Here is a 26,983-nt window from a genome sequence, read left to right as displayed (position 1 = left end):
GAAATCAACTCGAGGTGGAGTGATGGCCCGAAAGAAAGTAGATGGCAAGGCGAGTATCCCTCGCCCTGTTGTGACGCCGCCTGTTTTTCCTGCCGCGCAGCCTGCCCTCACGGCTTCGGATCTGTCCGACCTTGCCCGGTGCTTTTGGGCCAAGACAGGGAGCGGCGCGTCCGCCTGGTTGTCTGTTGTTCAGCACCTCATGGACGCCGCAGACGTCGCCGGATACCTCTTCGATGAGTATGTGAGTGAACACCACCGCAGACTCATGGCCTCCGTGTGGGAAGGGGACCAGGCGAAGGCGCGGGCGACCTTCGTGTTCCTGGCGGGGAGCCATGACGTCGGTAAGGTGAGCCCCCAATTTGCGTGTCAGTCAGCGGAGCTCGCACCTTTCATTCGCGCCCAGGGGTTCGGCATTATGCGAAAGGCAGATTATCCGGAACGCAAATTTTTGCCCCACGGCCTCGTCAGTCAGTTCGCGTTTCAGGAGGCAATTGTACGCGGCGGAGGCGACGCTGCGCGCGCCGTTCATTGGGCGGTCCTCGTAGGAATTCACCACGGGCGTTACCCGGATGCGGGTGCGGTCAACGTCGCGCGCCAGCAATACAGGACACAAGAGGGGTCGGAGCAGGACGACCCTCGATGGGGGCAGGCTCGCGCGGAGATTCTTCGGTGGATGGCGAGGCGCAGCGGCTTTCCGCTCGAGGTGCCAGGAACTGCGCTGCCCGAGCTCCCCATTGCCGTCGCCTCCGCCTATGCCTCGGCGCTCGTCATCGCGGACTGGCTCGCCTCAAATGAGGACTACTTTCCGCTGCGCCCCCGCCCCGACAAGGGAGATGAGGAATGCGCGATTCGGTTTTACCCGGAGCTGGATGCCGGGCAACAGTGTAAACGGGCAGAGCGCGGATGGAAGCGAGCAGCGTTTCCTGCCCCCATGCGTCTACCCGCCACTCTCGAGGAGCCAATCGCAGACTTCTACCGTCACCGCTTCGGGTGGCCGACCTCGTACCGGCCGACCTGTGCCCAGCGCAACGCCGTGGAGATCGCCTCTACCGAAGACCCGGATCTCATGATCGTTGAGGCACCGCCCGGCTCAGGAAAGACCGAGCTGGCCTTTGCCGCCGCAGAGGTGCTGATGCGCGCCCGGGGATTGCAAGGCGTGTTCGTCGCTCTGCCCACGCAGGCCACGACCAACGCCATGTTCGAGCGCGTGACGAGCTGGCTCACGAGCATCCTGGGCGATGAGCCGCAGCGGCTGGGCATCCAGCTGGCGCATGGGAAGAACAGCTTGAACGAGTCTTTCATGCGTCTGCTCGAGAGTGGTCAGAGCCCCCTCGAAGTGCACGACGACGAGGAGGACCAGGGCCTTCACGCGAGCCGGTGGATGGGCCAACGCTGGCGCTCGACGCTGTCGCCCGTCGTGGTCGGCACGATCGACCAGGTATTACTCGCGGCTCTCAAGTCGCGCCACGTGCTGGTGCGCCATCTCGGACTCATGGGCAAGGTGGTCGTCATCGACGAGGTGCACGCCGCCGACGAGTACATGGAGACCTACCTGGAAGCCGCCCTCACGTGGCTCGGCATGTACGAGATCCCCGTCGTCCTGCTGTCCGCGACCCTGCCGCCCGCGCGTCGCCGCGCGCTTCTGGACGCCTATCGACGAGGCCGTGGCTCATCGGGCGAAGGCGCTCAGTTGGTCGAGGGCATGATCGGATATCCGGTCATCTCGACGGTGTCAGCTACGGGCGTGCACGTCCACGAGATTGACGGCGAGGCAGAGGTCCCCAAGCGGATCGTGCCGATATCGATGGGCTCTGCCCGGGAGATCGCGCAGATGCTGGACCGCGAGCTAGCTGATGGCGGATGCGCTGTCGTTATTCGCAATACCGTACGCGAGGCGCAGGAGACCTATGACGCGGTGAAGGCCGTGTTTGGGCGCGAGCAGACGACCCTGCTGCACTCGCGCTTCCTGGCAGCTGAGCGTGCGGCGCGTGACCGCCGGATGCTCGAACTCTTTGGAAAGGGGGCCACACAGCGTCCCCAGCGTCACGTCGTCGTTGCAACACAGGTGATTGAGCAGAGCCTCGACGTCGATTTCGACCTCATGCTCACCGACCCCGCTCCCATGGACCTGATCCTGCAACGCATTGGGCGCCTGCACCGTCACGAGCGGGCGGATCGTCCCGCGGGGTTGCACGAAGCCCGATGCCTGGTGCTGGTGGAGGACCTTTTTGCTGTGCCGTGGGCCTACTCCACCGGGACAGATCATGTCTACTCGCGACATGCGGTCCTGCGAACCCTCGGAATCCTCTCGGATCGTGGCGAGATCACGGTCCGTGAACCCATCGACTACGCGCAGCTCACCGCGCTGGCCTACTCCGACGCAGAAGCCGTTGGACTCGCTCAATGGGCCGATGCTTTCGACACCGCGCTCGACGAACGAGAACGCAACACCGCGCAATCGCGGATGCGGGCGAGCACGTGGTGCCTCGACGGCGCGAATCTTCCACGATGGCAGGCACCCGAGCTCGAAGAGAAGCTCCAAGGAAACGCCGCCACGGGGGAGGAGACCAAGGGACCGGGAGTTGCCGCAGCTCGCGCCGCGGTGCGAGACGGCGAAGACCAGATACCCGTCCTCGTCGTCGCGATTGATCCCGAGCTGGGCAACGTCCCGGTGCCGCCACCCCTCACCGGAGGGGCCACCGACGATGAAGAACTTGAGGTCGGCGAATACAACGCTCGAGGGCGCATCGCCGACATCTGCTCGTGGAGTATCTCCCTGCCGCCGTGGGCGTTGCGCGCTCGCGGGCAGAGCGTCGACCAGGCGGTGGACGCAGTTGCAGGTGCCATCTGGGATGATCCCATTACGGCGGAATGGGCGTGTCGCGAGCACCCGTTCCTGGCGGGAGAACTGATCCTCGCGATGTACAAAACCCCCGGCGGGGAGCGCCTCACGCGCGACCTGTGCGGACACACATTCACATACTCCACAGAAAAAGGAATGGAGGTGCAGGGTCAATGAAGAACCCTGAGTACAACCTGCTCGACGAGCCGTGGATACCCGTCCGGCTCCTCGACGGGACCATCGCCGACGTCGGGCTGCTGGAGCTTCTTCGGCGCACGACAGAGATTGCCGATCTCGCGTGTGAGCTACCGACGCAGAGCATCGCGATCCAGCGACTCGTTTTGGCCATCGCGTATCGTGTGGCGCCACCGCGCGATGCACGCGACTGGGTCAGGCAGTGGGACGAAGGCGCTCCGACGGAACAGATGATCGAGTATCTCGAACGGTGGAGAGACCGCTTCTTCCTGTTCGGCGGTCGTTTCCCCTTCATGCAGGTTGCGGATTTGCGGACCGCGAAGGAAGCGGTGTCCGGGCTTGAAAAACTGATTGCGGACGTTCCCAACGGCGAGCAGTTTTTCACCACTCGACATGGGTGTGCTCTCGCGTGTATTCCCCCGTCGGAAGCTGCTCGCTGGCTGGTTCACGCGCAGGCGTATGATCCGTCGGGCATCCGTTCAGGTGCAGTCGGTGATTCTCAAGTCAAGGGAGGGAAAGGCTATCCGATCGGCCCATCGTGGTGCGGTCACCTTGGACTCGTGTGGCTCAAGGGCAAGGATCTGGACGAGACGCTGGTCCTGAATTTGGTTCCCACCGATGCCGCACAATTGCGTGGCGTTGAAAGCTCAACCGAGTGGGGAGCATGCAGCTGGGAGGTCTCCGAAGCGGAGAGCGCGGTGCGCGGAGACTACTCGCTGCTCGATCCGTCAGGCACCCCCCGAGACATCAGCATTCCGCGCCTGCTCACGTGGCATTCGCGCCGCGTCAGGCTCGTGGGGAACCGCGAGGGTGTCACGGGAGTCGTCCTTGCTCAGGGAGACAAACTAGCGCCGCAGCAGATGCATCGTTATGAGCCGCAGAGTTTGTGGCGTTACTCGACACCGCAGTCCAAGAAGTTCAAGCAGGACGTCTACATGCCTCGTAAATACGAGGCGGGCCGCGCGCTCTGGCGCAATCTGCCCGGAACCCTTCCCACCGTGACGACCGTGCAGGGCGTGGACAAGCAGCCGAAACAAGAGTTCCTCCCCTCGGCGACGCTTTCCTTCCACTACCAGCTCGACAACGCCTCGATCGAGACCGCCTATCCCAAGGTGATGCGGATTCAGGCTGTTGGCGTCACCTACGGGCCGCAGGAAGCGACATTCGAAGATATCTACTCGGATGAGCTGACGCTGTCGGTCGCTGTCATGCGAGTTGAACACGAGGATCTGTCAGCCGAAATCGACCGACAGGTGCGCCTGACCGAAGAGATTGCCAGAGACGTGGGGAATCTTGCGGCGAATCTCGCGCGTGCGGCGGGCGAGAGCGGAGAGGGTGCCGGTGACGGGGCCCGAGACCGTGCCAAGGAACTCTTCTTCAGCGCAGTCGACACCGATTTCAGGACGTGGCTGACCCAGGTTGATGGCCGCGAAAGCGCGCGGGACGCCGGGCGTCGGTGGGAGTGCACGCTGCGTCAGCACGCTACGGACGTTCAGGCGGTGCTCGTGAGGGGCGCGTCGTCGTCGGCAATCATCGGCCGGGATACCGGCAGAGGTTACATGAACGTTGGAATCGCCGAAAACTACTTCCGGGCGGCGCTCAACAAGCATCTCCCGTTACAGAAAACCAATCAGGAAGGAACGAAATGACCAGCAATGATGCTGCTCCGGAGACCCCTCCGGATGGCGGTGTGAAAGGTCTGTCGACGCGCAGCGCGGTGTATGGCCGCGTCGGTGGGTTGATCGTGAATCGACTCTGGAAGGAGACTCCGTCGGCACGCGCACTTCGCGCGCAGCTGAGGGGAGCGCTTTCACGAGAAGCTGGAACGGTGCCCGAGCTGTGGGACCTCACGCTCGATGGCCGCCCCGGCTATCTGGGCGACGAGCCGACCAGAGGCGAGAAGGCTGTCCATGGTGCTCTTACTCTCTGGGCGCTTCACCAGGGATCGAATACGAGGCCGATGCACGACACGTCGGATCGTCCGCGCAGCTTCGCTTCCGCGATCCGAGTCGTGGCTGAGGGACAAAGCGGCGATAAGCGGGCCGAGGAGACCCCAATCTATCGGCGTTTTTCCGCGGCTGTTCAGGCCCCTACCTTCGAGGGGCTTCTCGTGCATCTGCGTTCGCTCGTCTCTCAGCTCGAGGCTGCCGAGATCCCCTGTGATTACGCGCAGCTGGCAGCCGATCTTTACACGTGGCAGGACCCGCGTCATCGCACGTCCGTCATGCGCAACTGGGGGCGTCAGTTTGCTCGTCCCGCTGAAACTATCCAGACCGACTCTGCCTCTGACGAGTGACGTCGAGGCGCCGCAATCAAACAAGCTTCATTTGTGAAAGGAATAACAATGTCCGTCTTCGTTGATATCCACGTTCTGCAGACCCTCCCTCCCTCGAACCCGAACCGTGATGATACGGGTGCTCCGAAGACCGCCACCTTCGGCGGAGTCCAGCGTATGCGCATGTCCTCGCAGGCCATCAAGCGTGCGACGCGTGAGGACTTCGAGGGAAAGATCGCCGATGGAAATTACGGTGTGCGCACGAAGAAGATTGTCGAGCTAGTTGCGCGTTCAATCGTCGATAAGCGTCCGGACCTCGACTCGCAGTCTGTCGACCTCGCCGAGATGGGGCTGAAGGCCATCGGTTTCAAGCTTGCTAAGCCGAACAAGAATAAGAGCGACAAGGAGCTGGAGGAAGCCGGATTCCTCGTGTTCCTGTCGGCCAAGCAGATCGAGCACGTCGCAGATGCGTTGATTTCGGTTGCTCACGAGGATGATCCTGCGGCAGCGTTCAAGGAGCTGAAGCCGCGTAGCCTCGTGAATACGGATCACTCTATCGATATTGCTCTGTTCGGCCGTATGGTCGCCGAACCGAATGCTCTGAACGTGGATGCCGCGTGCCAGGTTGCCCACGCGATTGGTGTCGGCGCGGTTGAGCACGAGTACGACTACTACACGGCCGTCGACGACGAGAAAAAGCGCAACGATGAGGCCGACGAGGGTGCGGGAATGATCGGCACGATCGAGTTCGCGTCTGCGACGGTGTACCGCTACGCGACGATCAACGTTGGTATGCTTCGCGAAAATCTGGGAGACGATGCGGTTGCGGATCGTGCCATTGAGCTCTTCGTGGATAGTTTTGTTCGGTCGATGCCGACAGGAAAGATTACGACGTTCGCGAACCGTACTTTGCCGGACGCTGTCCTGGTTCAGGTGCGCAACGATCAGCCGATCAACATGGCGGGCGCCTTCGAAGACCCGATCGTCGCGGGGCAGCGCGGTTTCGCCGAGCCTGCCGTCAAGCGTTTCGTCGAGTTCGAGTCCAAGCTGCGCGACCTCACCGGTCTTGAGCCCGTCGCCTCTCTCGCCACGTGGACCACGCCTCGGGGCGAGGCCTTCTCCGCACTGGGTGCCCAGGTTCGCCTGGTCGATCTGGGCAGCGCGACGGTGGACGCTGTGCGAGGCGAGCGATGAGTTCGGTACTCGTCTTGCGACTGGCTGGCCCCATGCAGTCGTGGGGCTCATCCAGTCGATTCACGCGCAGGTCGACGGAGGCTTTTCCCACGAAAAGCGCGCTGGTTGGTCTGCTCGCGGCGGCGCAGGGACGCAGGCGCAGCGATCCGATCGAGGACCTGGCCGAGCTTCGTTTCGCCGTGCGGGTCGACCAGCCGGGGCAGTTGCTCCGCGACTTTCATACGGCGCATCGGGGTGATACATCGATGCCTCTTTCCGACCGCTTCTATTGGGCGGATGCGACGTTCGGCGCCTTCGTTGAGGGACCGGATGACGTGATCGAGGGGTTGTCGCAGGCGATCCTCCGACCGGTGTTCCCTCTGTACCTCGGTCGTCGCTCGTGTCCGCCAACCATGCCCTTGCGCCTCGCCGTGCGTCGAGGGGAGGCATGGGAAGCCGTGCGGGAAACACCGTGGATGGCCTCGGCGTACTACCAAAAGAAGCAGCGCTACGAGCAGTACGTGTCCGTCCGCGTCGTTGCCGATCAGGGGATTATCCCTTCCGACGTGGGTGTCTCGTTCGAGCACACCATCCAGGACGTGCCGATCAGCTTTGACTCCGAACGCCGTACCTACACTCTGCGAACTGTCGAGGAGGCGCGCGTCGATCTGGAAAACCCGCAGTACGTGGAGGCGCGGCCGAACGCCGGCCCCGGCCTCGTCCATGACCCGATGGAGGTGCTCTGATGTATCTGACACGCATCTACCTCAACCCGCACCGCAGGGGTGCTCGGCAGCTCATGCGGAGCCGTCAGGTTCTGCATGCGGCCGTCATGAATTGTTTCCCGCCGGGCGCCTTGGAGGGTGCTGGGATGCCTCGCGTGCTGTGGCGCCTGGATCGTCCTCCATTCGCGAGAAGTGGTCCTTCTCGGCAGGGGAGCCCCTCGTGTGCGCTCTTCATCTCGAGCCCGGTTCCCCCGGATCCCTCGCACATCGTCGAGGAAGCCGGATACTCAACCGATGGTGGAGTGCTCGTCCGCGACATGGGTGATTTCCTCGATCGGCTTGAGGCCGGCCAGAGGTGGGGGTTCCGTCTCTGTGTGAATCCGACGTTCCGTGAGGCGAGTCAGGTCAATGCGCGGGGACGCAAGAGGGTCCTCGCTCACGTGACCCAGGATCAGCAGACGCAGTGGGTGCTGGATCGCTCTGAGCGACTCGGATTCCGTGTGTTGACTTCTGCCGAGTACGGTGGGGATCTGCCCGTCCTAGAGGATCGGGATGGTCGCCGCGTCGACGGGGCGAACCTCTTGATTAATGGGGTTGAACGTAGCATTGCCGAGTTCAAGCGGCAGGGCGCGCGAGTGACGCTCGCTGTCGCGACTTTCGAGGGCGTGCTCGAGGTAACGGATCCGGATGCACTGCGCCACGGCCTCGTCCATGGGATAGGACGAGGGAAAGCGTACGGCTGCGGACTGCTGACACTCGCCCGGTCATGAGACCGATCCCCGGGGCGAGGCCCCCTGACCCGAAGGACTTGGTGCGCGTTCGGGACCGTTTGACATTCCTGTATGTCGAGCGGTGCACGATTAACCGGGACTCGAACGCGATCACCGTGGCCGACGGGCACGGAATCGCCCACGTCCCAGCAGCGGCGTTGTCGGTGCTGTTGCTGGGACCCGGGGTGCGGATCACGCACTCGGCGGTATCGGTGCTGTCAGAGAGTGGATCGACCATCGTGTGGGTGGGTGAGAACGGGGTGCGGTACTACGCGCACGGCACCCCGCCCTCGCGCTCCTCACGGTTGCTGGAGGCGCAGGCTCGCGCAGTGAGCGATCCGTCGATGCGGCTGACCGTTGCTCGCAATATGTACTTGATGCGTTTTGCGGGCGAGGACGTGTCGAAGCTGAGTCTTCAGCAGTTGCGCGGACGCGAGGGTGCCCGCGTGCGCCGCCTGTACCGTGAACACTCCCAGCGCACGGGTGTGCCCTGGGATAGACGCGAGTACGACCCGGACAACTTCGAGGACGGGTCGGTCGTGAACCAGGCGTTGTCTGCGGCAAACTATGCGATATACGGGGTTGTTCATGCTGTGATTGTTGCGCTGGGGTGTAGCCCGGGGCTGGGGTTCATACACAACGGGACCTACCGTTCGTTCGTGTACGACATTGCTGACCTGTACAAGGCTGATCTCACTATTCCCATCGCCTTCGATGTGGCAGCATCGCCCACAGACGAGGCTGTGGGTAGTGCTGCGCGAAAGGCTGTCCGTGACGCAGTTCGGGAGTTTCGGCTCCTGGAGCGGTGCGTTGCCGACATAAAGAATCTTCTGTCGGTGTCCGGGGCCTTGGACGTTGAAGACGACGAGGACCTCATCGTGGACGACCTACGCCTGTGGGATGACCATGAAGGGACAGTCGCGGCGGGTGTGTCCTACGAAGAGGGCGACTTCTCGTGATCGTTCTCGTCTTATCTGCGGTTCCCGAGGGCCTGCGGGGTCACGTGACGCGGTGGCTCATGGAGATTTCTCCCGGTGTTTTCGTTGGGACTCTCAGTGCCCGTGTGCGCGAGCGTCTGTGGGAGATTGTCACAGAGAACATGAAGACAGGGCGGGCGGTCCTGGTCTATCGGGCGCGCAACGAGCAGGGTCTTGCCTTTTTGACCTGGGGCGATCCATGGAAGCCCGTCGATTTTGACGGACTGACCCTCATGATGCGGCCCTACTACTCGGAAGGGCGAGGCCAGTATTCCGAGCCTGATCCTGCGGCGCGTCAGTTGCGTAAGCGTCCATCAATGAGTAACTTCCAGAAGAGGCGCAAAGCTCAAGGCTTTCCAAGATCTGACCGATCCGCTTGATAAAAGCGCAGGTCAGAGAGTGTTTTCCCCGCGTGAGCGGGGATGAGCCCGCATGGGCGGGGCAGCGGCTTGGACGGACGAGGTTTTCCCCGCGTGAGCGGGGATGAGCCGCGGTGAATCTTCGACCGGTCCGCCTTCTTCGTGTTTTCCCCGCGTGAGCGGGGATGAGCCGGCAGCGGACGCGCCCTCAGCGACCACACCCATGTTTTCCCCGCGTGAGCGGGGATGAGCCCGCGGCGGACGCGCCCTCAGCAACCACGCCCATGTTTTCCCCGCGTGAGCGGGGATGAGCCGGTGATAGCGCCGCCGCCGGCCTCCCAGCCTTCGTTTTCCCCGCGTGAGCGGGGATGAGCCTGATCGGGTAGTCGCCCTCGGCGTCGCCGACACCGTTTTCCCCGCGTGAGCGGGGATGAGCCCGCCGTGGCCCTGATGGCCGCGCACCTTGTCCAGTTTTCCCCGCGTGAGCGGGGATGAGCCTTCCCGGTATATGCGCCGTTTTTGAGCAGGGCCGTTTTCCCCGCGTGAGCGGGGATGAGCCCATTGACCGGACGTGCAGGCAGCGTCAGGTAGTGTTTTCCCCGCGTGAGCGGGGATGAGCCCTGTCGCAGTGGAGCTTCAGCGTTCCGCTGAAGGTTTTCCCCGCGTGAGCGGGGATGAGCCGGCCATGTACGCGGGCGACTTCCTGCGTAGCATGTTTTCCCCGCGTGAGCGGGGATGAGCCCAGCGCGAATTTGCGCGCCGGCTGCGCTCGCAGGTTTTCCCCGCGTGAGCGGGGATGAGCCTGCAGGTGCCCTGAGTTAGATTGAAGTTGTTAGGTTTTCCCCGCGTGAGCGGGGATGAGCCCACCCTGTCCTGCTCGGCCTCACTCATACGGCTGTTTTCCCCGCGTGAGCGGGGATGAGCCCTTCCTGGGCGGCGTTGTGTCGTCCCCGTTCTGGTTTTCCCCGCGTGAGCGGGGATGAGCCCAGCCTCGGCACGCTCACTGGCATGATTGCCGAGTTTTCCCCGCGTGAGCGGGGATGAGCCCGCGCGGACGCTCCCACGCCTTCCTTCATCGCGGTTTTCCCCGCGTGAGCGGGGATGAGCCTAGAACGCGCGCTCCACGCGACCCCACAAACGGGTTTTCCCCGCGTGAGCGGGGATGAGCCGGATGGGAGTCCGATCTGGCCACTGTCGAACGCGTTTTCCCCGCGTGAGCGGGGATGAGCCCGCGCGTGTATACCACCGACAGGCCGGGAAGTCGTTTTCCCCGCGTGAGCGGGGATGAGCCCGACAATGGGTATTCTGGATGACATTGATAGCGGTTTTCCCCGCGTGAGCGGGGATGAGCCCATCGACTCATCCTCGGGGTGTGTGGGGACCTCGTTTTCCCCGCGTGAGCGGGGATGAGCCCTCGCAGCTGCTGTTCCACGGCGACAGGCCGCCGTTTTCCCCGCGTGAGCGGGGATGAGCCGGCATGGCAGCCAATGATGAGCTCAGCATGAGCGTTTTCCCCGCGTGAGCGGGGATGAGCCCGGACAGGCTGTCCGTACCCTCGTGTGGGGTGAGTTTTCCCCGCGTGAGCGGGGATGAGCCCTGTGACCGACGTGGCGACCACCCTAGGCCGCCGTTTTCCCCGCGTGAGCGGGGATGAGCCCCGCCAGGCCTGGACCAGGGGAGCGCCGCGCCCGTTTTCCCCGCGTGAGCGGGGATGAGCCGTACGGTGCTGAGCAGCACCACGGCAAGCTGAAGTTTTCCCCGCGTGAGCGGGGATGAGCCCGGCCCGCTAGGATGACGCAGCGCGAACAGGACGTTTTCCCCGCGTGAGCGGGGATGAGCCGAAGCAGGTCACGGGCTTTGCTTTCGACACCGGGTTTTCCCCGCGTGAGCGGGGATGAGCCGGCGTGAGCGTGTGGGGTGACGCGGGAATGAACGTTTTCCCCGCGTGAGCGGGGATGAGCCCATGGCTGCGAAATGTAGTCCATTCCGAGGACGGTTTTCCCCGCGTGAGCGGGGATGAGCCGGTGCACCAGGGGGAGCAGGCTCTCCGTCAGGCGTTTTCCCCGCGTGAGCGGGGATGAGCCCTGCCTGATAATGATCGGCGCTGACACGACGATGTTTTCCCCGCGTGAGCGGGGATGAGCCCTGGGTGACCGGGACGCTCGTCCCTGGCGTGCAGTTTTCCCCGCGTGAGCGGGGATGAGCCGGCGTGGGCGGCGATCACGGAGGCGTTCTACAGGTTTTCCCCGCGTGAGCGGGGATGAGCCGGCTTCGCGCACGGCGTCTTCGATCTCCCCCGTGTTTTCCCCGCGTGAGCGGGGATGAGCCGTCGCGGCCTTGGCGACGGCGAGCTTGGCGGCGGTTTTCCCCGCGTGAGCGGGGATGAGCCCACGCTTGCCGTGAATGAGCAGGCCACCGAAGGGTTTTCCCCGCGTGAGCGGGGATGAGCCCAAAACGCGGCGTTCACGGGCAACTTCCGCGATGTTTTCCCCGCGTGAGCGGGGATGAGCCCGAGCCGCGGTATCTCATGCCGCGGCGTGCGTTGTTTTCCCCGCGTGAGCGGGGATGAGCCCTGGGCGTTGTGGGCGAACCGAACGACGACGTTGTTTTCCCCGCGTGAGCGGGGATGAGCCCCTGTCCTCCCGACCGCTGGATCTCCGCCCTGGGTTTTCCCCGCGTGAGCGGGGATGAGCCCACGCGTCGGGGCAGAATCTTGGAGTTGTGACGGTTTTCCCCGCGTGAGCGGGGATGAGCCGCATGGGAGGCCGACCTGACCGCTGTCGAACGCGTTTTCCCCGCGTGAGCGGGGATGAGCCGCATGGGAGGCCGACCTGACCGCTGTCGAACGCGTTTTCCCCGCGTGAGCGGGGATGAGCCCTCTAAGCTCGCTTCCTACCTAGCGCGCTCGCTGTTTTCCCCGCGTGAGCGGGGATGAGCCGATCAAGAAATGAGACGCAAGGTAGCCCTGAACGTTTTCCCCGCGTGAGCGGGGATGAGCCCGCGGCAGATACGCGCGCCGACTGCTCGGATAGGTTTTCCCCGCGTGAGCGGGGATGAGCCCTGTCACGTCACGCGCTCACCGCGTTCGATAACGTTTTCCCCGCGTGAGCGGGGATGAGCCGCAGGCAGCGTAAGCCACGCCTGCATTGACGGGGTTTTCCCCGCGTGAGCGGGGATGAGCCGTTCTCCTGGGCGCTGTCGGAGCTGCGCCGTAAGTTTTCCCCGCGTGAGCGGGGATGAGCCGGGCATGATCGTCGATCTGCCGCAGCCGAACACGTTTTCCCCGCGTGAGCGGGGATGAGCCTCGGAGCCGGTGGTCCGCTCATGGGGCGGCCTGGTTTTCCCCGCGTGAGCGGGGATGAGCCTACACCAGGCCTGAGCAGTCCAGGCCTGGCGGGGTTTTCCCCGCGTGAGCGGGGATGAGCCGAGGGTGAAGGGCGACCCGTCTAAGGCTGTGACGTTTTCCCCGCGTGAGCGGGGATGAGCCGTACTGGAACGCCGTCGGCAAGCCTGACTTCCGGTTTTCCCCGCGTGAGCGGGGATGAGCCGGGGTCGTTGCTCGCATTATACCCGCCAGGATGGTTTTCCCCGCGTGAGCGGGGATGAGCCGGAAAAGAGTATGGCACCCGATACCCAGACGATGTTTTCCCCGCGTGAGCGGGGATGAGCCCATTTCGGGGTGGCCGTCCCGCATATACGCCGTGTTTTCCCCGCGTGAGCGGGGATGAGCCCGCGATCCGCCTCCAGGTGCAGGGCGCGCGCGAGTTTTCCCCGCGTGAGCGGGGATGAGCCGCACTCGCGTGTGGACATCCTCCAGATCACCAAGTTTTCCCCGCGTGAGCGGGGATGAGCCTCCGATGGACAGGCGGTCAATTACGCCGTCGCGGTTTTCCCCGCGTGAGCGGGGATGAGCCCTCATCAAGCAAAGCCTGCAACGCATCATTTATGTTTTCCCCGCGTGAGCGGGGATGAGCCGGTCGCACGCGTCGTGCGAGTGGACAGCGATCAGTTTTCCCCGCGTGAGCGGGGATGAGCCCGATCTGCTCAATCTGGAGATCGAGCTGCGTAAGTTTTCCCCGCGTGAGCGGGGATGAGCCCATTTCGGGGTGGCCGTCCCGCATATACGCCGTGTTTTCCCCGCGTGAGCGGGGATGAGCCCCCGGCGGACAACACCACGCCTCGCAAGACGCGGTTTTCCCCGCGTGAGCGGGGATGAGCCGCTGGTGACCATTGGCACCACGACCATGCCCGAGTTTTCCCCGCGTGAGCGGGGATGAGCCGGCCGCGCGCCTGATCGCCAAAACCGCATCCTGGTTTTCCCCGCGTGAGCGGGGATGAGCCCCGCCTGAGCCAGATCAGCGCCGGTTTCCTCTAGTTTTCCCCGCGTGAGCGGGGATGAGCCCCCGACGGACAACACCACGCCTCGCAAGACGCGGTTTTCCCCGCGTGAGCGGGGATGAGCCGGTGACGACGTCCTTGTCAGAGGTTTCGGGCGAGTTTTCCCCGCGTGAGCGGGGATGAGCCGGGGTCTAGAAGGGGTATAGAGAGAGTTTTAGAGTTTTCCCCGCGTGAGCGGGGATGAGCCCTTTACGTTCGGTCAGTAAAATAAGTGTGAGCAGTTTTCCCCGCGTGAGCGGGGATGAGCCCACGTGGGTTTTGTTGCCTCGGTCACTGCCGAAGTTTTCCCCGCGTGAGCGGGGATGAGCCGCATGGACCCGTGCACATCGGAGCATGGAAGGAGTTTTCCCCGCGTGAGCGGGGATGAGCCGGACAAGCACCATACGTCGAATACATCTAACCCGTTTTCCCCGCGTGAGCGGGGATGAGCCCTGGATCACCGACGCCTGGCGCGAAAGCATCCCGTTTTCCCCGCGTGAGCGGGGATGAGCCCCGTTGGCGACCCGCTCGGCCTCGGCCCAATCCGTTTTCCCCGCGTGAGCGGGGATGAGCCGCTGTAGTCAATCCACAACTGCTCGCCCGCCTTGTTTTCCCCGCGTGAGCGGGGATGAGCCCAGTGTTCGGCGAGCGGGGGACTGTATCTCCCGGTTTTCCCCGCGTGAGCGGGGATGAGCCCTCGACGCCCGCGCCCTCCTCATCCAGGGCGGCGTTTTCCCCGCGTGAGCGGGGATGAGCCTGCCCAGCTTTTCGGACATCTGCGAAATACGAAGTTTTCCCCGCGTGAGCGGGGATGAGCCCGAAAAAGGCCGCGCAGGCTGGCGCATCCCCGCGTTTTCCCCGCGTGAGCGGGGATGAGCCCGCTTTGCGGCGAGTGTGAGAAACCGTCCAGCGTTTTCCCCGCGTGAGCGGGGATGAGCCCCGGGGGGGCCAACCTAGTCCCCCGGTAGAAGGTGTTTTCCCCGCGTGAGCGGGGATGAGCCTGCCCAGCTTTTCGGACATCTGCGAAATACGAAGTTTTCCCCGCGTGAGCGGGGATGAGCCCGAAAAAGGCCGCGCAGGCTGGCGCATCCCCGCGTTTTCCCCGCGTGAGCGGGGATGAGCCTACCCGTCGCAAGGGAGCATAATCCGAGTCGCCGTTTTCCCCGCGTGAGCGGGGATGAGCCCGCCCTGCAGGGCGCACAGGCCGCCATCGAGGAGTTTTCCCCGCGTGAGCGGGGATGAGCCCTGACCCGGATGCGCGCCCTCCTGCGCGCCGCCGTTTTCCCCGCGTGAGCGGGGATGAGCCCGGCTCACCACGTGGGCGCGAGATGTGGCAGTAGTTTTCCCCGCGTGAGCGGGGATGAGCCGGACAGGCTGCGCTACGAGGACTTCTACAGTGAGTTTTCCCCGCGTGAGCGGGGATGAGCCCCCTTGGTTCCAGCGGTAGAAACGGCCCGCTAGGTTTTCCCCGCGTGAGCGGGGATGAGCCGCGCCCGAACGGCCAGACACGCCCACCGCTGAGGTTTTCCCCGCGTGAGCGGGGATGAGCCCGTGAACCGAAGGTCGCCAGAAATCGGGTGCAGGTTTTCCCCGCGTGAGCGGGGATGAGCCCCAATACTCGTACAATGGGTGGGACTCCGGTCAGTTTTCCCCGCGTGAGCGGGGATGAGCCCTCCCCGTCATCGCCAACGTCCCCGAACGCCTCGTTTTCCCCGCGTGAGCGGGGATGAGCCCGACGGTAAGGTTGACCTCACCGACGTGACCGTGTTTTCCCCGCGTGAGCGGGGATGAGCCCGGGAAGAACGCGCTCCTGGAGATCCGCGAGCTGTTTTCCCCGCGTGAGCGGGGATGAGCCCGGCCTGAACCCGGCGATGGTCACGGGCGCCGCGTTTTCCCCGCGTGAGCGGGGATGAGCCCGCTTCTTCGTGGTGACCTTCCCGAGCGTGAGGGTTTTCCCCGCGTGAGCGGGGATGAGCCGAACTCCCCCGCTGCTGCCTCGAGTGCCTCGCCGTTTTCCCCGCGTGAGCGGGGATGAGCCCGCTTCTTCGTGGTGACCTTCCCGAGCGTGAGGGTTTTCCCCGCGTGAGCGGGGATGAGCCGAACTCCCCCGCTGCTGCCTCGAGTGCCTCGCCGTTTTCCCCGCGTGAGCGGGGATGAGCCCCCGGCTCGCCCGTCGATTGTCTCCCAGTCGGAGTTTTCCCCGCGTGAGCGGGGATGAGCCCTGTTAACCGGGGAGAGATCACGCACGTGGAGAGTTTTCCCCGCGTGAGCGGGGATGAGCCGATCGCGCCGAAAAGTGAAGAAGGCCCCCACCAGTTTTCCCCGCGTGAGCGGGGATGAGCCGGCTCATAGTGCCCGTGACCGTCTTCCAGGCGAGTTTTCCCCGCCTACGCGGGGATGAGCCGTAGTCGGCAACATCGCGCGCACTAACCCCTTCGTTTTCCCCGCCTACGCGGGGATGAGCCGGTGACCACTTCCTTGTCGCTCGTTTCGGGCGAGTTTTCCCCGCCTACGCGGGGATGAGCCTCTGTGCCGGGGCCGGACGCGATGACGGCGAGGGTTTTCCCCGCGTGAGCGGGGATGAGCCTCAACGCCGACGCAGACGCGCGAGGGGTCAGGGGTTTTCCCCGCCTACGCGGGGATGAGCCTGTCTGACCGCCGCGTAGGGTAGTCGGCCTTTGGTTTTCCCCGCCTACGCGGGGATGAGCCCGTGACCCGATCGAGCGTTACGGCGTGAGCCTGGTTTTCCCCGCCTACGCGGGGATGAGCCCGCCGCCGTGGAGAAGAACGGGCAGACGCTCGAGTTTTCCCCGCCTACGCGGGGATGAGCCCGGCGCAGGAAGGTGACCCCCTCATGCCGACCGTTTTCCCCGCCTACGCGGGGATGAGCCCGCCGGTAAGAACCTCATCCAGGGATTCATCAAGTTTTCCCCGCCTATGCGGGGATGAGCCGGTCGAGGACGGGGCGGGCGACTTCGGTCCCGGGTTTTCCCCGCCTACGCGGGGATGAGCCCTGGTGCGCGACGGTGTACTCGATCGCCTGTCCGTTTTCCCCGCCTACGCGGGGATGAGCCGGTGGCGAGGTCAACGACCAGGCCGTCGAGGCTGTTTTCCCCGCCCGCGCGGGGATGAGCCCCAGCCGGGCACTAGTACCCCACCAATCCCGAAGTTTTCCCCGCCCGTGCGGGGATGAGCCCAGCCACGCGCGGTTGGGTGGCATGGCCATAAGGTTTTCCCCGTCCCCGTGGGGATGAGCCTCGTGCTGAATCTTCGGGCCGGGGTCGATAGTGGTTTTCCCCGCCTACGCGGGGATGAGCCGAAATAGTAAAATAGCCTCGGGCGTTTAAAAACGTTTTCCCCGCCTACGCGGGGATGAGCCGTCCTGGAGGTTCATGATTTGCCGCTCTGCGTCGTTTTCCCCGCCTACGCGGGGATGAGCCGGTGACAGCGCAGGACGCCGTCGGGGAGGGTGTGTTTTCCCCGCCCGCGCGGGGATGAGCCGCCGGTGAATTTCATCATCGACACCGTCTACGCGTTTTCCCCGCCCGCGCGGGGATGAGCCGGTCGCATGGTCCTGCCCTCCCGTCGGCCAATAGTTTTCCCCGCCCGCGGGGGATGAGCCGAAAGTCACGGCGCGCGCCGCGCGCGAGGTGGCGTTTTCCCCGCCCGCGCGGGGATGAGCCCCGTGTACGCCTGGTACGTGTTCACCGACCGTTGTTTTCCCCGCCTACGCGGGGATGAGCCTCAGCGCCTAAACGTCGCCGCATGGGACATCACGTTTTCCCCGCCCGCGCGGGGATGAGCCGTCGAAAGAGCCTACGTTCTGGGATGCTTACGCGTTTTCCCCGCTCGCGCGGGGATGAGCCCGCGGGCATATCCGGTGATGCTCATGCCAAAGTGTTTTCCCCGCCCGCGCGGGGATGAGCCCTTCCCAGTCCGCGGACTCGTCTACGCGGCGTTGTTTTCCCCGCCCGCGCGGGGATGAGTGCGCCGTTGTGGCGCGTGTATTGTGTGAAGGAGAGTTTTCCCCGCCCGCGCGGGGATGAGCCTGTCGGCGGCCTTGATGGCATGGCTGCCACCCGGTTTTCCCCGCTCGCGCGGGGATGAGCCCGCGTTGTTGAGCGCGCCGTTACCGCCGAGAGTGTTTTCCCCGCCCGCGCGGGGATGAACCCGACTTGAGATCCCAGTCCGCAACCAGCGGGTAGTTTTCCCCGCTCGCGCGGGGATGAACCACTGGGAATCAAACACCAGTCCCTGTGGTACACGTATTCCCCGCAACCGCGGGGTTCTCCGGTGCGCCGTTGGTGTGCATACCCACCGGAATAAAAGATAACGACCCTTGCGCTCCCCTCCCTCCCCGCTGTGTCCCACACGGCTACCCGCAATCGGATGAAGGAGAAGGCGAAAACATGGACGCGGCAATGGTGGCGCAATTGGGTTCTGGTGAGCCGACGGTGATGCACGGTGAGGCGGACACGGTACAGGCGACGAAGTAGGGCGCGCGGGGGCGGCGAAGACGCGGATCCGCACCCGCATCGCGCACGTGGGCAGCGAGTATCGCCGTGATGTGACCTCGGGTACCTGCGAGCTGTGCATCGCAGAGTGGGCTGCCGCCATCCGCGACATCTCCTTCGAGCTCACGGACATCAACACCGACGCCACGTGGGAGACCGTCACCCCGATCCTCCACGTCGGCCCCTGGAACGACATCTGGGAAGTCTGGGTCAACCCCTTCGCGCTCTCCACGACGCTCCCGCACGTCATCCTCACCGTCGATGCGCGGCGCCACGCCGACGCGTACGACCGCACCCGCATCGCCCTAGAAATCCTCGAGGCCGTAGAGAGGCTTGATCGTGCCTCCGCGATGGTCGACGGCCTCGATGGCGCCTACAATCACGACGACGACTGGGACGAGGAACAATTCATCCTCGTGCCCTAGCGCATCGCGGATGACTCCGACGAAGGCTAGAAGTCCTTTCGTTGCAGCTCGGGCGGACCCTAGTGGCCGCGCGAAAAGCGAAGTGAGAATACGTCGAAAAACGATCATCCGAACGTGCCCGCGATAACTCGTTGCCTGTTACGCTAGTCACTGTTTCTTCTGAGTATTGCTCTCTGTTGAAACGTTCTGTGTAAACGGACGCGCCCACGCGACCGCGCGCCGCCGGTCTCCGCCTCACTCTCCCGGCGATCACGAGCTCCGCGTGGGCGCGTTCGCGTTCCTCGAGTTGTCTGAGCGATAAAGCTCATAGGACCTGCTTTGCCCTGGGCATTGCAACGTTTTAGGGTGTGCTCAAAATAGCAGTCCGAAATGGCGTGCGACATTTGTCCGGGCTGGGCGCTGTGGTGCGTGGGTCGCACGGCCTGCGCGCAAGGATCGCTCGATGCGTCGGCATTGATGGGGGTTTTGCAACATTAGACGCACCGCCACGGCGTGTCGCCGGCGTGTCGCGCCCCTAATGGTGCAATTCCCCCGATTGATGGCGTGATCTGCGCGGCAAGCTGCTCGAGCTGAGGCTTGGATGGTGCAATTCCCCTCGATTGATGGCAGTGACGCCGCGACTTGAGGTGGCGCGGCGCCCAAAACGCAGACCACCTTGGTGAAAAACGCTGGAAACGGGCTGTTATGGGCGAAGTGGTCTGCGTTTTGGGCGCGGCGGTGTTCTGGCATGGGTTTTGTTCGCACGTGGGCCCGCTATTGCGAGTGCTAACCCGCTATTTGGAGTGTGGGCGAGGCTGCCCAGGCTCGCATTAGCGGGTTAACGTGCGGAATAGCGGGTTAACGTGCACAGAAGAGGGGTGTGCACATGAGAGGGAGCTGCTCTAGATGTTGCCGTGCGCGCCGATGTTGTCCGCGCTGTCGCATTGGTTGGGCAGTTGCAACTACGCCACAGGAAGCGGAAGGCACGCAGCAGCCGACAAGCAAAACGAAATCCCCGAAGCGAATGCTTCGGGGATTGCTGGTGGCTCCGACCGGCGTCGATCCGGTGACCTTTCGATTTTCAGTCGAACGCTCTACCAACTGAGCTACAGAGCCAAGACCTGAACCGATATGGTCTGGTCGGCGACCCCGACGGGACTTGAACCCGCGACCTCCGCCGTGACAGGGCGGCGCGCTAACCAACTGCGCTACGGGGCCTTACAACAGGTAAGACCTATTGAATTATTCCAATCACAATTGCGACCGGTGGTACCCCCAACGGGATTCGAACCCGTGTCGCCGCCGTGAAAGGGCGGTGTCCTAGGCCGCTAGACGATGGGGGCCTGCTTGGCCGTCGAACTGGCGTCCGAAGACGGGAGATAGTTTAGGCAGAAGTCGCGCGCCGCGTCAAAACAAAATAGGGTGACCCCGCACACGTTACCAGAAAATGTTGCAATTGTGCGGAATTCACAGGATTTCATCAGCAAGGCGGCCTACCCTTGATACATGACTACGATACCCGTACTCGGCGCCCTCGCCCAAGCCTCGGACACGCTCTCGCGTGTCGCCGCCGACCCACAATCCGGCGCGGAGGCCGCCGTGGCCACCACTATCGATTTCACCCTCCTGATCCTCGGCCCCATCATCGGCGCCTTCGTGGGTGTCGTCGTGTCGGTCGTCTTCGCCGTCCTCGCCCGCAAGGCGCTCGCGAAGTCCGCCACGGCCTCGTCGATCCTGGCCCGCGTGCGACGCCCCTTGCACTTGACCCTCGCGACGTGGGGTGCCTGGGTGGGCCTGGGCATCGCACTGGTCAACCCGAACCTGTCGGACTGGAACGGCTCGTCGGTGACGACGTTCCTCATGCACATCCTCCTCATCGCAGGTCTCGCGTGCCTGACCTGGATGGGGTACGCCGCTGCCTGGGTCTTCGAAGACGCCGCCAAGGCCCGCCAGGCCTCCGACCGGGGCCGCTCGCGCCGCTTCGAAACCCAAGCGCAGGTCCTGCGGCGCCTCACTCAAGGGATCGTCGTGGTCGTCGGCATGATCGCCATCATCGGCACCTTCGAGGCCGCACGCCAGGCCATGACCACCGTCCTAGCCTCCGCCGGTGTCCTCTCGGTCATCGGCGGCCTCGCCGCCCAGCAGACCCTCGGCAATGTCTTCGCCGGCCTGCAGCTCGCCTTCACGGACGCGATCCGCGTGGGTGACGTCGTCGTCGCCGGCGACAAGCACGAGACCGGTTCCGTCGAGGAAATCACGCTCTCCTACGTGGTCGTGCGCATCTGGGATGAGCGCCGCCTCATCATCCCCTGCCGCTACTTCACGCAGACCCCCTTCGAGAACTGGACGCGCCGCGCCGCCGCCCAGCTCGGCACCGTCGAGCTCAAGCTCGACTGGTCCGCGCCCATGACGCTTATCCGCACCAAGGTCGAGCAGCTCCTGACCGCCACAGACCTGTGGGACGGGCGCACGTGGGCCGTGCAGATCACAGACTCCGACGAGTACACGGTGACCGTGCGCATTCTCGTGTCCGCGGCGAACTCCGGAAACCTCAACGATCTGCGCGCCTACCTGCGCGAACAGGTCATCTCCTGGATCGTCACCGACGAGCCGTGGGCGCGCCCCGCCCAGCGCATCGAGCCGCGCGAGACCGTGACCGTCGAAAAGGACATGAGCCGCGAACACGTCGCGCGCCTGGCCGCCGAGCTCGCCGGCATTTCCGGCACGAACGAGGCCGTGGCCGCGACGGGCAGTCCTTCCTCCCATGGGGGTGGTGCGTTGCGCGCCGCGGAGGGTTCCGCCGCGGGTGGCGCGGCCTCCCTGGCCGGCGCCTCGGGGGCCGAGCGCGTGCGCGAGCAGCCCAAGGACGCGGCTCACGCCGCGCGCATGGTGGCCGCCCGCCGCAAGGCCAAGCGCGCCCGCCGTCGCGCGATGGCGGACCGTCAGCGCGAGCTCGCCGAGGGCGGCGCTCCGGTCGACGAGACGCAGGTGATCTCCAAGTCAGCGCTGCGCAAGATCATTGAGGCGGCGGGTAACCCCAACCCGCAGCTCACCCAGACCCTGACGGCCACGTCCATCGGCCGCGGTGAGCGTTTCTTCTCCGGCTCCGCAGAGGCCGAGGAACGCGCGGCCGCACTCGCCGGCCCCGGCGAGGAGGCCTACGCCGAGCGCGAGGCCGATGCTCGCCGCGCCCAGGATCGCCGTGAGGGACGTAACCGTCGCGAGGCGCTGGACCCCGAGGCCACCGTGGCGCTGGCCGCTGTCGGCGTGGAACCCGTCGAGCCCGACCAACCCGCCGAGGCCGCTGCCGAGGAACCGGCGGAGGCTCAGTCCGCCGCTGGTGACGCTGTCGCGGCGAACACCGAAGCGCCAGCCTCCGACGGGGGAGTCGCCGAGCAGCGCGAGCCTGCCAACGGGCCCGCCGACACGGCCGCACCCGCGAATGCGGAGGACTCATCCAACACCGACGACGCCGCGGGAGGGACCGCGGCAGGCGCGCAGGTCGCCGATGCCGAGCCCGAGGAAGACGCCTCCGCGCAGGTCGCCGAAGCTGTCGAGGAGACCGCGCCCGCCGATGTTTCCGCGCCCGCCGAGGTTCCCGCGCCCGCCGACGGCGACGCGCACGAGGCTGCCCAGGCCTCGTCCGACGGTGAGGAACCCGCCTCCCGGGCCGCCGCCGAGGACGCTCCTCAGGGCGCGCCCGCCGAGGCAGCGAGCGAGGACGAGCAGGCGACCACGCCCATCCCCGCGCGTGAAACATCCGTGAAACAGCCGGTTCAGGTGCCGCCTCCCGCGCGCACCGGCCGCCCGGTCATGACCGACACGGTGCAGGCACTCGCGCCCGCGCTCGTGCCGCCGCCGGAGCCGACCCCCGCCGAAATGGCCGCGTCGCTCGCCGACGAGGAGACCCCGGACGAGCCGGTCGTCCACCCCGGCTGGTACGCCGTCGCCGAGGAGGCGCGCCTGGACGCCGAAACGCGCCCCACCCCCAAGGTGGAGCCCGCGGCGCGCGTGTCCATCATGGACTTCTTCCCCGCGGTGGCACCCACCGGCGCCGAGGCCGACATGCTGCGCGCCGTCACCGGCCAGATTCCCGCCGTCGGCAGCGTCGAAACGGACGCTGAGGGCGAGCCCGCCGCGGGTGACGCCGAGGAGAAGCCCGAGGCTCTCGCCGAGTCCGGCGAGTCCGACGCGGAAGCGGCGGATTCGGCTGGCGACGACGTGCCGGACGACCAGGCTGACGCCGAGGATGCCGTGGACGCGGGAGCCGACACCGCGGATGCGGCGGATTCGGCGGAGGGCGCCGAAGAGGCAGACGACCAGGCTGACGCCGAGGATGCTGTGGACGCGGCGGCCGACACCGCGGAAGCGGCGGATTCGGCGGAGGACGCCGAAGAGGCAGACGACCAGGCTGACCCCGAGTATGCTGTGGACGCGGCGGCCGACACCGCGGATGCGGCGGATTCGGCGGGGGATGCCGAAGAGGCTGACGACCAGGCTGACGCCGAGGAGGCGACCACCGTCATGACGCCCGTCGAGACCGCCGAGGCCGTGACCGTCGACGCTGAGGCCACCCAGGTCCTGCCGACCATCGAGGAACAGCCCGCACTCGACGAGACGCTCGTGCTGCCGACCGCCGACGCCGCGGCCAAGGCTGCGGACGCGGCCAGTGCCGCCCCCGACGGCTCCGACGAGGTGGAGCCCGCCACGGCCTCCGCCAAGAAGGCGCCCGCGAAAAAGGCGGCCGCGAAGAAGGCGCAGACAGCGAAAAAGGGAGGCAAGAAGGCCTCGTCGAGCGCCAAGAAGGCAGTGACCGAGGACGAGGACAAGGCGGAAAACGCCTCAGAATCAGCCGCCGCCAAGGACGCGAAGGCTCCCGCCAAGAAGACGGCGACCAAGAAGGCGAATGCCAAGAAGGGAAGCGCAAAAAAGGCCTCCGCCAAGAAGGCTGCGACCAAGAAAACCTCGACCGCCAAGTCCGCCACCGCCAAGTGAGCGTCCCCGCGAGGCAACCACTGCCTCGTCCATGACGCCGGCGAAACACCCCGCGCCGCCCGCGGCCGCACCCGAGAGTGCGCGCCCGCGGGCGGCGCGCGACAATGGAACCATGAACGCTACCGACCCCGCCGCCCGCACCGACGCCGAATGGAAGAAGCTCCTCAGCCCCATGCGCTACCACGTGCTGCGCGAGGCGGGCACCGAGCGCCCCTTCACCGGCGAGCTCCTCAACGAGGCCCGCGTCGGCACCTACTCGTGTGCGGCCTGCGGCTCCACACTCTTTGACTCCGACACGAAGTTCGACTCCTCCTGCGGCTGGCCCTCCTTCTTCCAGACCCGCGACGGCGCCACGACCGAGCACGTCGACACCAGCCACGGCATGACCCGAACCGAGGTGCGCTGCGCGACCTGCGGCTCCCACCTCGGCCACGTCTTTCCCGACGCGCCCGGCCAGCCCACCGGCCTGCGCTACTGCATGAACTCGGCGGCGCTCACCTTCGCGCCCGCCCAGTGAACGAGCCCGCCCGGCGCCGAGGAGGGCACGCAACCCCGGCCTCGTCCAGGGCCGGGCCGCGAAGCGCCGCCGCGCCGAAGCGCCCGGCAGGTCGCGCCTCCGTCGCCGACCGCATCCCGCCCCAGCTCTACATCGTCGGTTCGGGCCTCATCCAGTACGTGGGCGCGGCGCTCGCAGTCGTCGCCTTCGCATCCGTCGAACCCGCGTCCGTCGCCTGGTGGCGCGTGGTCACCGGCGCGGTCGTCCTCCTCGCGTGGAAGCGCCCCTGGCGCGGCGGCCTGACGCGCTCGGACCTGGCGATCTCCGCGCTCTTCGGGGTCATCGTCCTGACGATGAACTCGTCGTTCTACGAGGCCATCGCGCGCATTCCCCTGGGCACAGCCGTGTCCATCGAGTTCAATGGCCCGGTCGCCGTCGCCGTCATCCGAGGCCGAGGCTGGCGCCCGCGCGTCGCCGCCGTCCTCGCCTTCGCGGGAGTCGCATGCATCGGCGGACTCGCCCTCGACCTGAGCGTCGCGAGCGTGCGGGTCGGCGTCGCATGGATTCTCCTGGCCGCGCTCGCGTGGTCAGCGTACATCGTCGTGGGCCAGCGGGCCTCCTCCACCCGCGACGGGGTGACGAACCTGGCCCTCGGCTGCGCGTGGGGCTCCCTGTTTTTCGCGCCCATCCTCGGGCCGGGAGCCATGGCGGCCACGACCTCGTGGAAACTGATCGCGATCGTCGTGGGCGTGGGACTGCTCTCCACAGCCATCCCCTACAGCTTCGAGGCGATCGCGATGCGTCGCCTGGCCGCCTCCACCTTCGCCCTGTTTGCCGCGATCCTCCCGGCCATGTCCGCGCTGGTCGGAGCCGTCATGCTGCGCCAGATTCCGGGTGCCTTCGAGCTGATCGGCCTGGTCCTCGTGTCGGTCGCTGTGTGGCTCGCCTCGCGCGCGTGATCCGCGCATCGAGCGGAGTGGGCGGCGCTGTCCCAACCGATAGTCGCGACCGGGGCATGAAAGCTGGCGCCCTCTGGTGAATTCTTCGCGATGAGGCGCACTTTCTGGATAGGTTGTGGCGATCCGGATAGGTTGTGACGATCCGGATAGGTTAATAACCTATCCGGATGCGCGTTACCTATCCGGATGCGCGTTACCTATCCGGATGCGCGTTACCTATCCGGATGTGCGTTACCTATCAGGACGCGTGTTTCCTATCTGGATAGGTTGTGACGATCCGGATAGGTTGTGACGATCTGGATAGGTTAATAACCTATCCGGATGTGCGTTACCTATCCGGATGTGCGTTACCTATCCGGATGTGCGTTACCTATCAGGATGCGTGTTACCTATCTGGATAGGTTGTGACGATCTGGATAGGTTAATAACCTATCCGGATGCGCGTTACCTATCCAGATGTGCGCGATGTATCTGTATCCAGGGCGCGGTGATCCTGTGTCCCGCGCGCTGACGCCTCGTCCGCGCTGACGCCTCGTCAGTCGAGGCTGAGCTGGCGAGGCGTGTGCTTGCCGCCGCGGGCGATCACCCAGAACGCGAACCACGCGCCGGCGGAGCCGACGATCATGACGAGCACCATCGGCACGGCACTGTCGCCGCCCGAGGTTGCCAGGGGGGCCGCGACTCCGTTAGCCAGAGACTGGAACACGCCCATGACGGACGAGGCCGTGCCCGCCTGCTCGCGCGCCTCACTCATGGCCTGCGCGCCCGAATTACCGAAAATGAACGCATTCGCCGTCATAATGAGCGCGAAGCCCACGCACGTCGGAATGAGCGGCAGGTCGAGTAGGAACGTCGACACCGCCAGCGTCACGACGCCGGTCGCGGCGATTGTGAGGCCCGTAATGATGAGCGTGCGCGGCGTGAAGTGCGAGATCAGGCGCACGTTGACCAGCGCGAATCCGGTCGACAGCAGCGCGTTGAACGCGAAGACGCACGCGAAAGCCATGGGGGACAGGCCCAGCGGTCCCTGCAGGACGTAGGTGGCGTTCGAGATGTAGCCGAACATGCAGAAGCTCGAGAAGGCGTTGACCAGCATGAAACCCACGAAGGGGCGGATGCGCACGACCTGGACGAGGCCGTGGAAGAACCGGGGGATACCGCCGGGGTGGCGGCGCTCCTCGGGCAACGACTCGGGCACGACGAACCAAGCGAGGGCCGCCATGAGCAGCGTGAACGCGGCGAGCGCCCAGAAGATGACCCTCCACGTTGCGTGCGTGATGATGAACGCGCCGAGGACCGGGGCGAGCATCGGCGCGAAACCGACGATCGCCTGGATGAGGCTCATCGCGCGCGCCAGCATCTTGCCATGTGCGACGTCCACGAGGATCGCGCGCGCCACCAAGGAGGCGACGCCGCCGCCGAGGCCCTGGAAGACTCGGCCCACGAGGAGTACCCAGATGTTCGGCGCAAGCACGCAGATCATGGAGCCGATCAGGGCGATGACGCCGCCGGCGATGATGGGGCGGCGTCGCCCGATCTGGTCCGAGATTGCACCGCCCAGGACCTGCCCGGACGCGTAGCCCACGAAGAAGGTCGTGAGCGTGAACCCGAGCATCGTCGAGTTCGTCGCCAGGTCCGCCGTGATCTGCGGGAACGCGGCCGAGTACATGTCGGTCGCCATCGGGGGCACGGCGTTCTGCACGGCTAGGGTGATCAGCAGGGCCACGGTGAGGGCCCCGCCGACGATGCCGCTGCGGTCCTGGGTGTCGTTAGTCGTCATGGGGTAATTGTGCGTCCCTGGGGGAATATAAAATAGGTACCTCGGTTGAATATTTGACGAATCTCTCACCCCGCAGGGGCTGATATGCCCACATGTGCTCAGGCGTAGTGGTCCCGCTCGGCCAACACCTCGACCGCGCTCA

At 65.4% G+C, this 26,983-nt stretch carries 13 protein-coding genes, 3 tRNA genes and 1 CRISPR repeat array; of the genes, 12 read left to right on the top strand and 4 right to left on the bottom strand.

Annotation, left to right across the window (positions count from 1 at the left end; all coding sequences use genetic code 11):
- The first annotated feature begins 199 nt into the window (after nt 1-199).
- The 9 genes from QU663_RS09465 to QU663_RS09425 all read left to right on the top strand — a co-directional run bounded on the left by QU663_RS09465 (nt 200) and on the right by QU663_RS09425 (nt 18,632).
- Nucleotides 200-3,019, top strand: a complete 2,820-nt coding sequence (locus tag QU663_RS09465; RefSeq protein WP_021610629.1) for a CRISPR-associated helicase/endonuclease Cas3 — start codon at nt 200-202, stop codon at nt 3,017-3,019.
- Complete coding sequence (casA, locus tag QU663_RS09460) at nt 3,016-4,686, top strand: type I-E CRISPR-associated protein Cse1/CasA (protein WP_021610630.1); 1,671 nt, start codon at nt 3,016-3,018, stop codon at nt 4,684-4,686. Before QU663_RS09465 ends, casA begins: the two co-directional genes overlap by 4 nt.
- Entirely contained in the window at nt 4,683-5,333 is a 651-nt protein-coding gene (gene casB / locus QU663_RS09455) for a type I-E CRISPR-associated protein Cse2/CasB (protein WP_232210892.1), read from the top strand. Before casA ends, casB begins: the two co-directional genes overlap by 4 nt.
- 48 nt (nt 5,334-5,381) lie before the next feature.
- Complete coding sequence (cas7e, locus tag QU663_RS09450; RefSeq protein ID WP_021610632.1) at nt 5,382-6,506, top strand: type I-E CRISPR-associated protein Cas7/Cse4/CasC; 1,125 nt, start codon at nt 5,382-5,384, stop codon at nt 6,504-6,506.
- Nucleotides 6,503-7,231, top strand: a complete 729-nt coding sequence (gene cas5e, locus QU663_RS09445; RefSeq protein WP_021610633.1) for a type I-E CRISPR-associated protein Cas5/CasD — start codon at nt 6,503-6,505, stop codon at nt 7,229-7,231. The genes cas7e and cas5e overlap by 4 nt, the downstream gene beginning before the upstream one ends.
- Entirely contained in the window at nt 7,231-7,980 is a 750-nt protein-coding gene (gene cas6e / locus QU663_RS09440; RefSeq protein ID WP_021610634.1) for a type I-E CRISPR-associated protein Cas6/Cse3/CasE, read from the top strand. Before cas5e ends, cas6e begins: the two co-directional genes overlap by 1 nt.
- The gene (gene cas1e, locus QU663_RS09435; protein ID WP_021610635.1) at nt 7,977-8,939 is read left to right on the top strand and encodes a type I-E CRISPR-associated endonuclease Cas1e; all 963 of its coding nucleotides are present in this window, start codon (nt 7,977-7,979) and stop codon (nt 8,937-8,939) included. The genes cas6e and cas1e overlap by 4 nt, the downstream gene beginning before the upstream one ends.
- Nucleotides 8,936-9,337, top strand: a complete 402-nt coding sequence (gene cas2e / locus QU663_RS09430) for a type I-E CRISPR-associated endoribonuclease Cas2e (RefSeq protein ID WP_021610636.1) — start codon at nt 8,936-8,938, stop codon at nt 9,335-9,337. Before cas1e ends, cas2e begins: the two co-directional genes overlap by 4 nt.
- Nucleotides 9,338-9,358: 21 nt before the next feature.
- Nucleotides 9,359-17,925: a CRISPR direct-repeat array (repeat unit 28 nt; unit sequence GTTTTCCCCGCGTGAGCGGGGATGAGCC).
- A 311-nt stretch (nt 17,926-18,236) separates the two neighbouring features.
- Nucleotides 18,237-18,632: a hypothetical protein gene (locus QU663_RS09425; protein WP_021612782.1), complete on the top strand. Its 396-nt coding sequence runs from the start codon at nt 18,237-18,239 to the stop codon at nt 18,630-18,632.
- Nucleotides 18,633-19,651: 1,019 nt separating this feature from the next.
- Here the strand turns inward: QU663_RS09425 and QU663_RS09420 are convergent.
- The 3 genes from QU663_RS09420 to QU663_RS09410 all read right to left on the bottom strand — a co-directional run bounded on the left by QU663_RS09420 (nt 19,652) and on the right by QU663_RS09410 (nt 19,954).
- Nucleotides 19,652-19,727 (bottom strand) — tRNA-Phe (locus QU663_RS09420).
- Nucleotides 19,728-19,755: 28 nt separating this feature from the next.
- A tRNA-Asp gene (locus QU663_RS09415) sits at nt 19,756-19,829 on the bottom strand.
- A 49-nt stretch (nt 19,830-19,878) separates the two neighbouring features.
- Nucleotides 19,879-19,954: transfer RNA gene (locus QU663_RS09410), tRNA-Glu, on the bottom strand.
- Nucleotides 19,955-20,117: 163 nt separating this feature from the next.
- Between QU663_RS09410 and QU663_RS09405 the strand changes: the two genes are divergently transcribed.
- The 3 genes from QU663_RS09405 (at nt 20,118) to QU663_RS09395 (ending at nt 25,061) form a co-directional block, all read left to right on the top strand.
- Entirely contained in the window at nt 20,118-23,606 is a 3,489-nt protein-coding gene (locus QU663_RS09405) for a mechanosensitive ion channel domain-containing protein (RefSeq protein WP_304990562.1), read from the top strand.
- A 112-nt stretch (nt 23,607-23,718) separates the two neighbouring features.
- Nucleotides 23,719-24,123: a peptide-methionine (R)-S-oxide reductase MsrB gene (gene msrB, locus QU663_RS09400; RefSeq protein ID WP_021611503.1), complete on the top strand. Its 405-nt coding sequence runs from the start codon at nt 23,719-23,721 to the stop codon at nt 24,121-24,123.
- A 113-nt stretch (nt 24,124-24,236) separates the two neighbouring features.
- A complete protein-coding gene (locus tag QU663_RS09395; protein ID WP_034480894.1) occupies nt 24,237-25,061 on the top strand; it encodes a DMT family transporter in 825 nt (274 codons plus the stop codon).
- A 535-nt stretch (nt 25,062-25,596) separates the two neighbouring features.
- Here QU663_RS09395 and QU663_RS09390 read toward each other — a convergent pair.
- Nucleotides 25,597-26,841 carry a multidrug effflux MFS transporter gene (locus QU663_RS09390; protein WP_021611082.1) on the bottom strand — a complete coding sequence of 415 codons (1,245 nt, stop codon included), beginning with the start codon at nt 26,839-26,841 and terminating at the stop codon, nt 25,597-25,599.
- Nucleotides 26,842-26,983 lie beyond the last annotated feature (142 nt).

Origin of the sequence: Schaalia sp. HMT-172 (assembly GCF_030644365.1) — a bacterium.
Lineage (GTDB): Bacteria > Actinomycetota > Actinomycetes > Actinomycetales > Actinomycetaceae > Pauljensenia.
Note: the sequence above shows the minus strand (reverse complement) of the source record. Positions and strands in the feature narration are given on the sequence as shown.

Excerpts from the sequence above, each read along its gene's own strand:
- QU663_RS09465 (WP_021610629.1), top strand. The coding sequence starts at position 200 with ATGGACGCCGCAGACGTCGCCGGATACCTCTTCGATGAGTATGTGAGT.
- casA (WP_021610630.1), top strand. The coding sequence starts at position 3,016 with ATGAAGAACCCTGAGTACAACCTGCTCGACGAGCCGTGGATACCCGTC.
- casB (WP_232210892.1), top strand. The coding sequence starts at position 4,683 with ATGACCAGCAATGATGCTGCTCCGGAGACCCCTCCGGATGGCGGTGTG.
- cas7e (WP_021610632.1), top strand. The coding sequence starts at position 5,382 with ATGTCCGTCTTCGTTGATATCCACGTTCTGCAGACCCTCCCTCCCTCG.
- cas5e (WP_021610633.1), top strand. The coding sequence starts at position 6,503 with ATGAGTTCGGTACTCGTCTTGCGACTGGCTGGCCCCATGCAGTCGTGG.
- cas6e (WP_021610634.1), top strand. The coding sequence starts at position 7,231 with ATGTATCTGACACGCATCTACCTCAACCCGCACCGCAGGGGTGCTCGG.
- cas1e (WP_021610635.1), top strand. The coding sequence starts at position 7,977 with ATGAGACCGATCCCCGGGGCGAGGCCCCCTGACCCGAAGGACTTGGTG.
- QU663_RS09405 (WP_304990562.1), top strand. The coding sequence starts at position 20,118 with ATGACTACGATACCCGTACTCGGCGCCCTCGCCCAAGCCTCGGACACG.
- msrB (WP_021611503.1), top strand. The coding sequence starts at position 23,719 with ATGAACGCTACCGACCCCGCCGCCCGCACCGACGCCGAATGGAAGAAG.
- QU663_RS09390 (WP_021611082.1), bottom strand. The coding sequence starts at position 26,841 with ATGACGACTAACGACACCCAGGACCGCAGCGGCATCGTCGGCGGGGCC.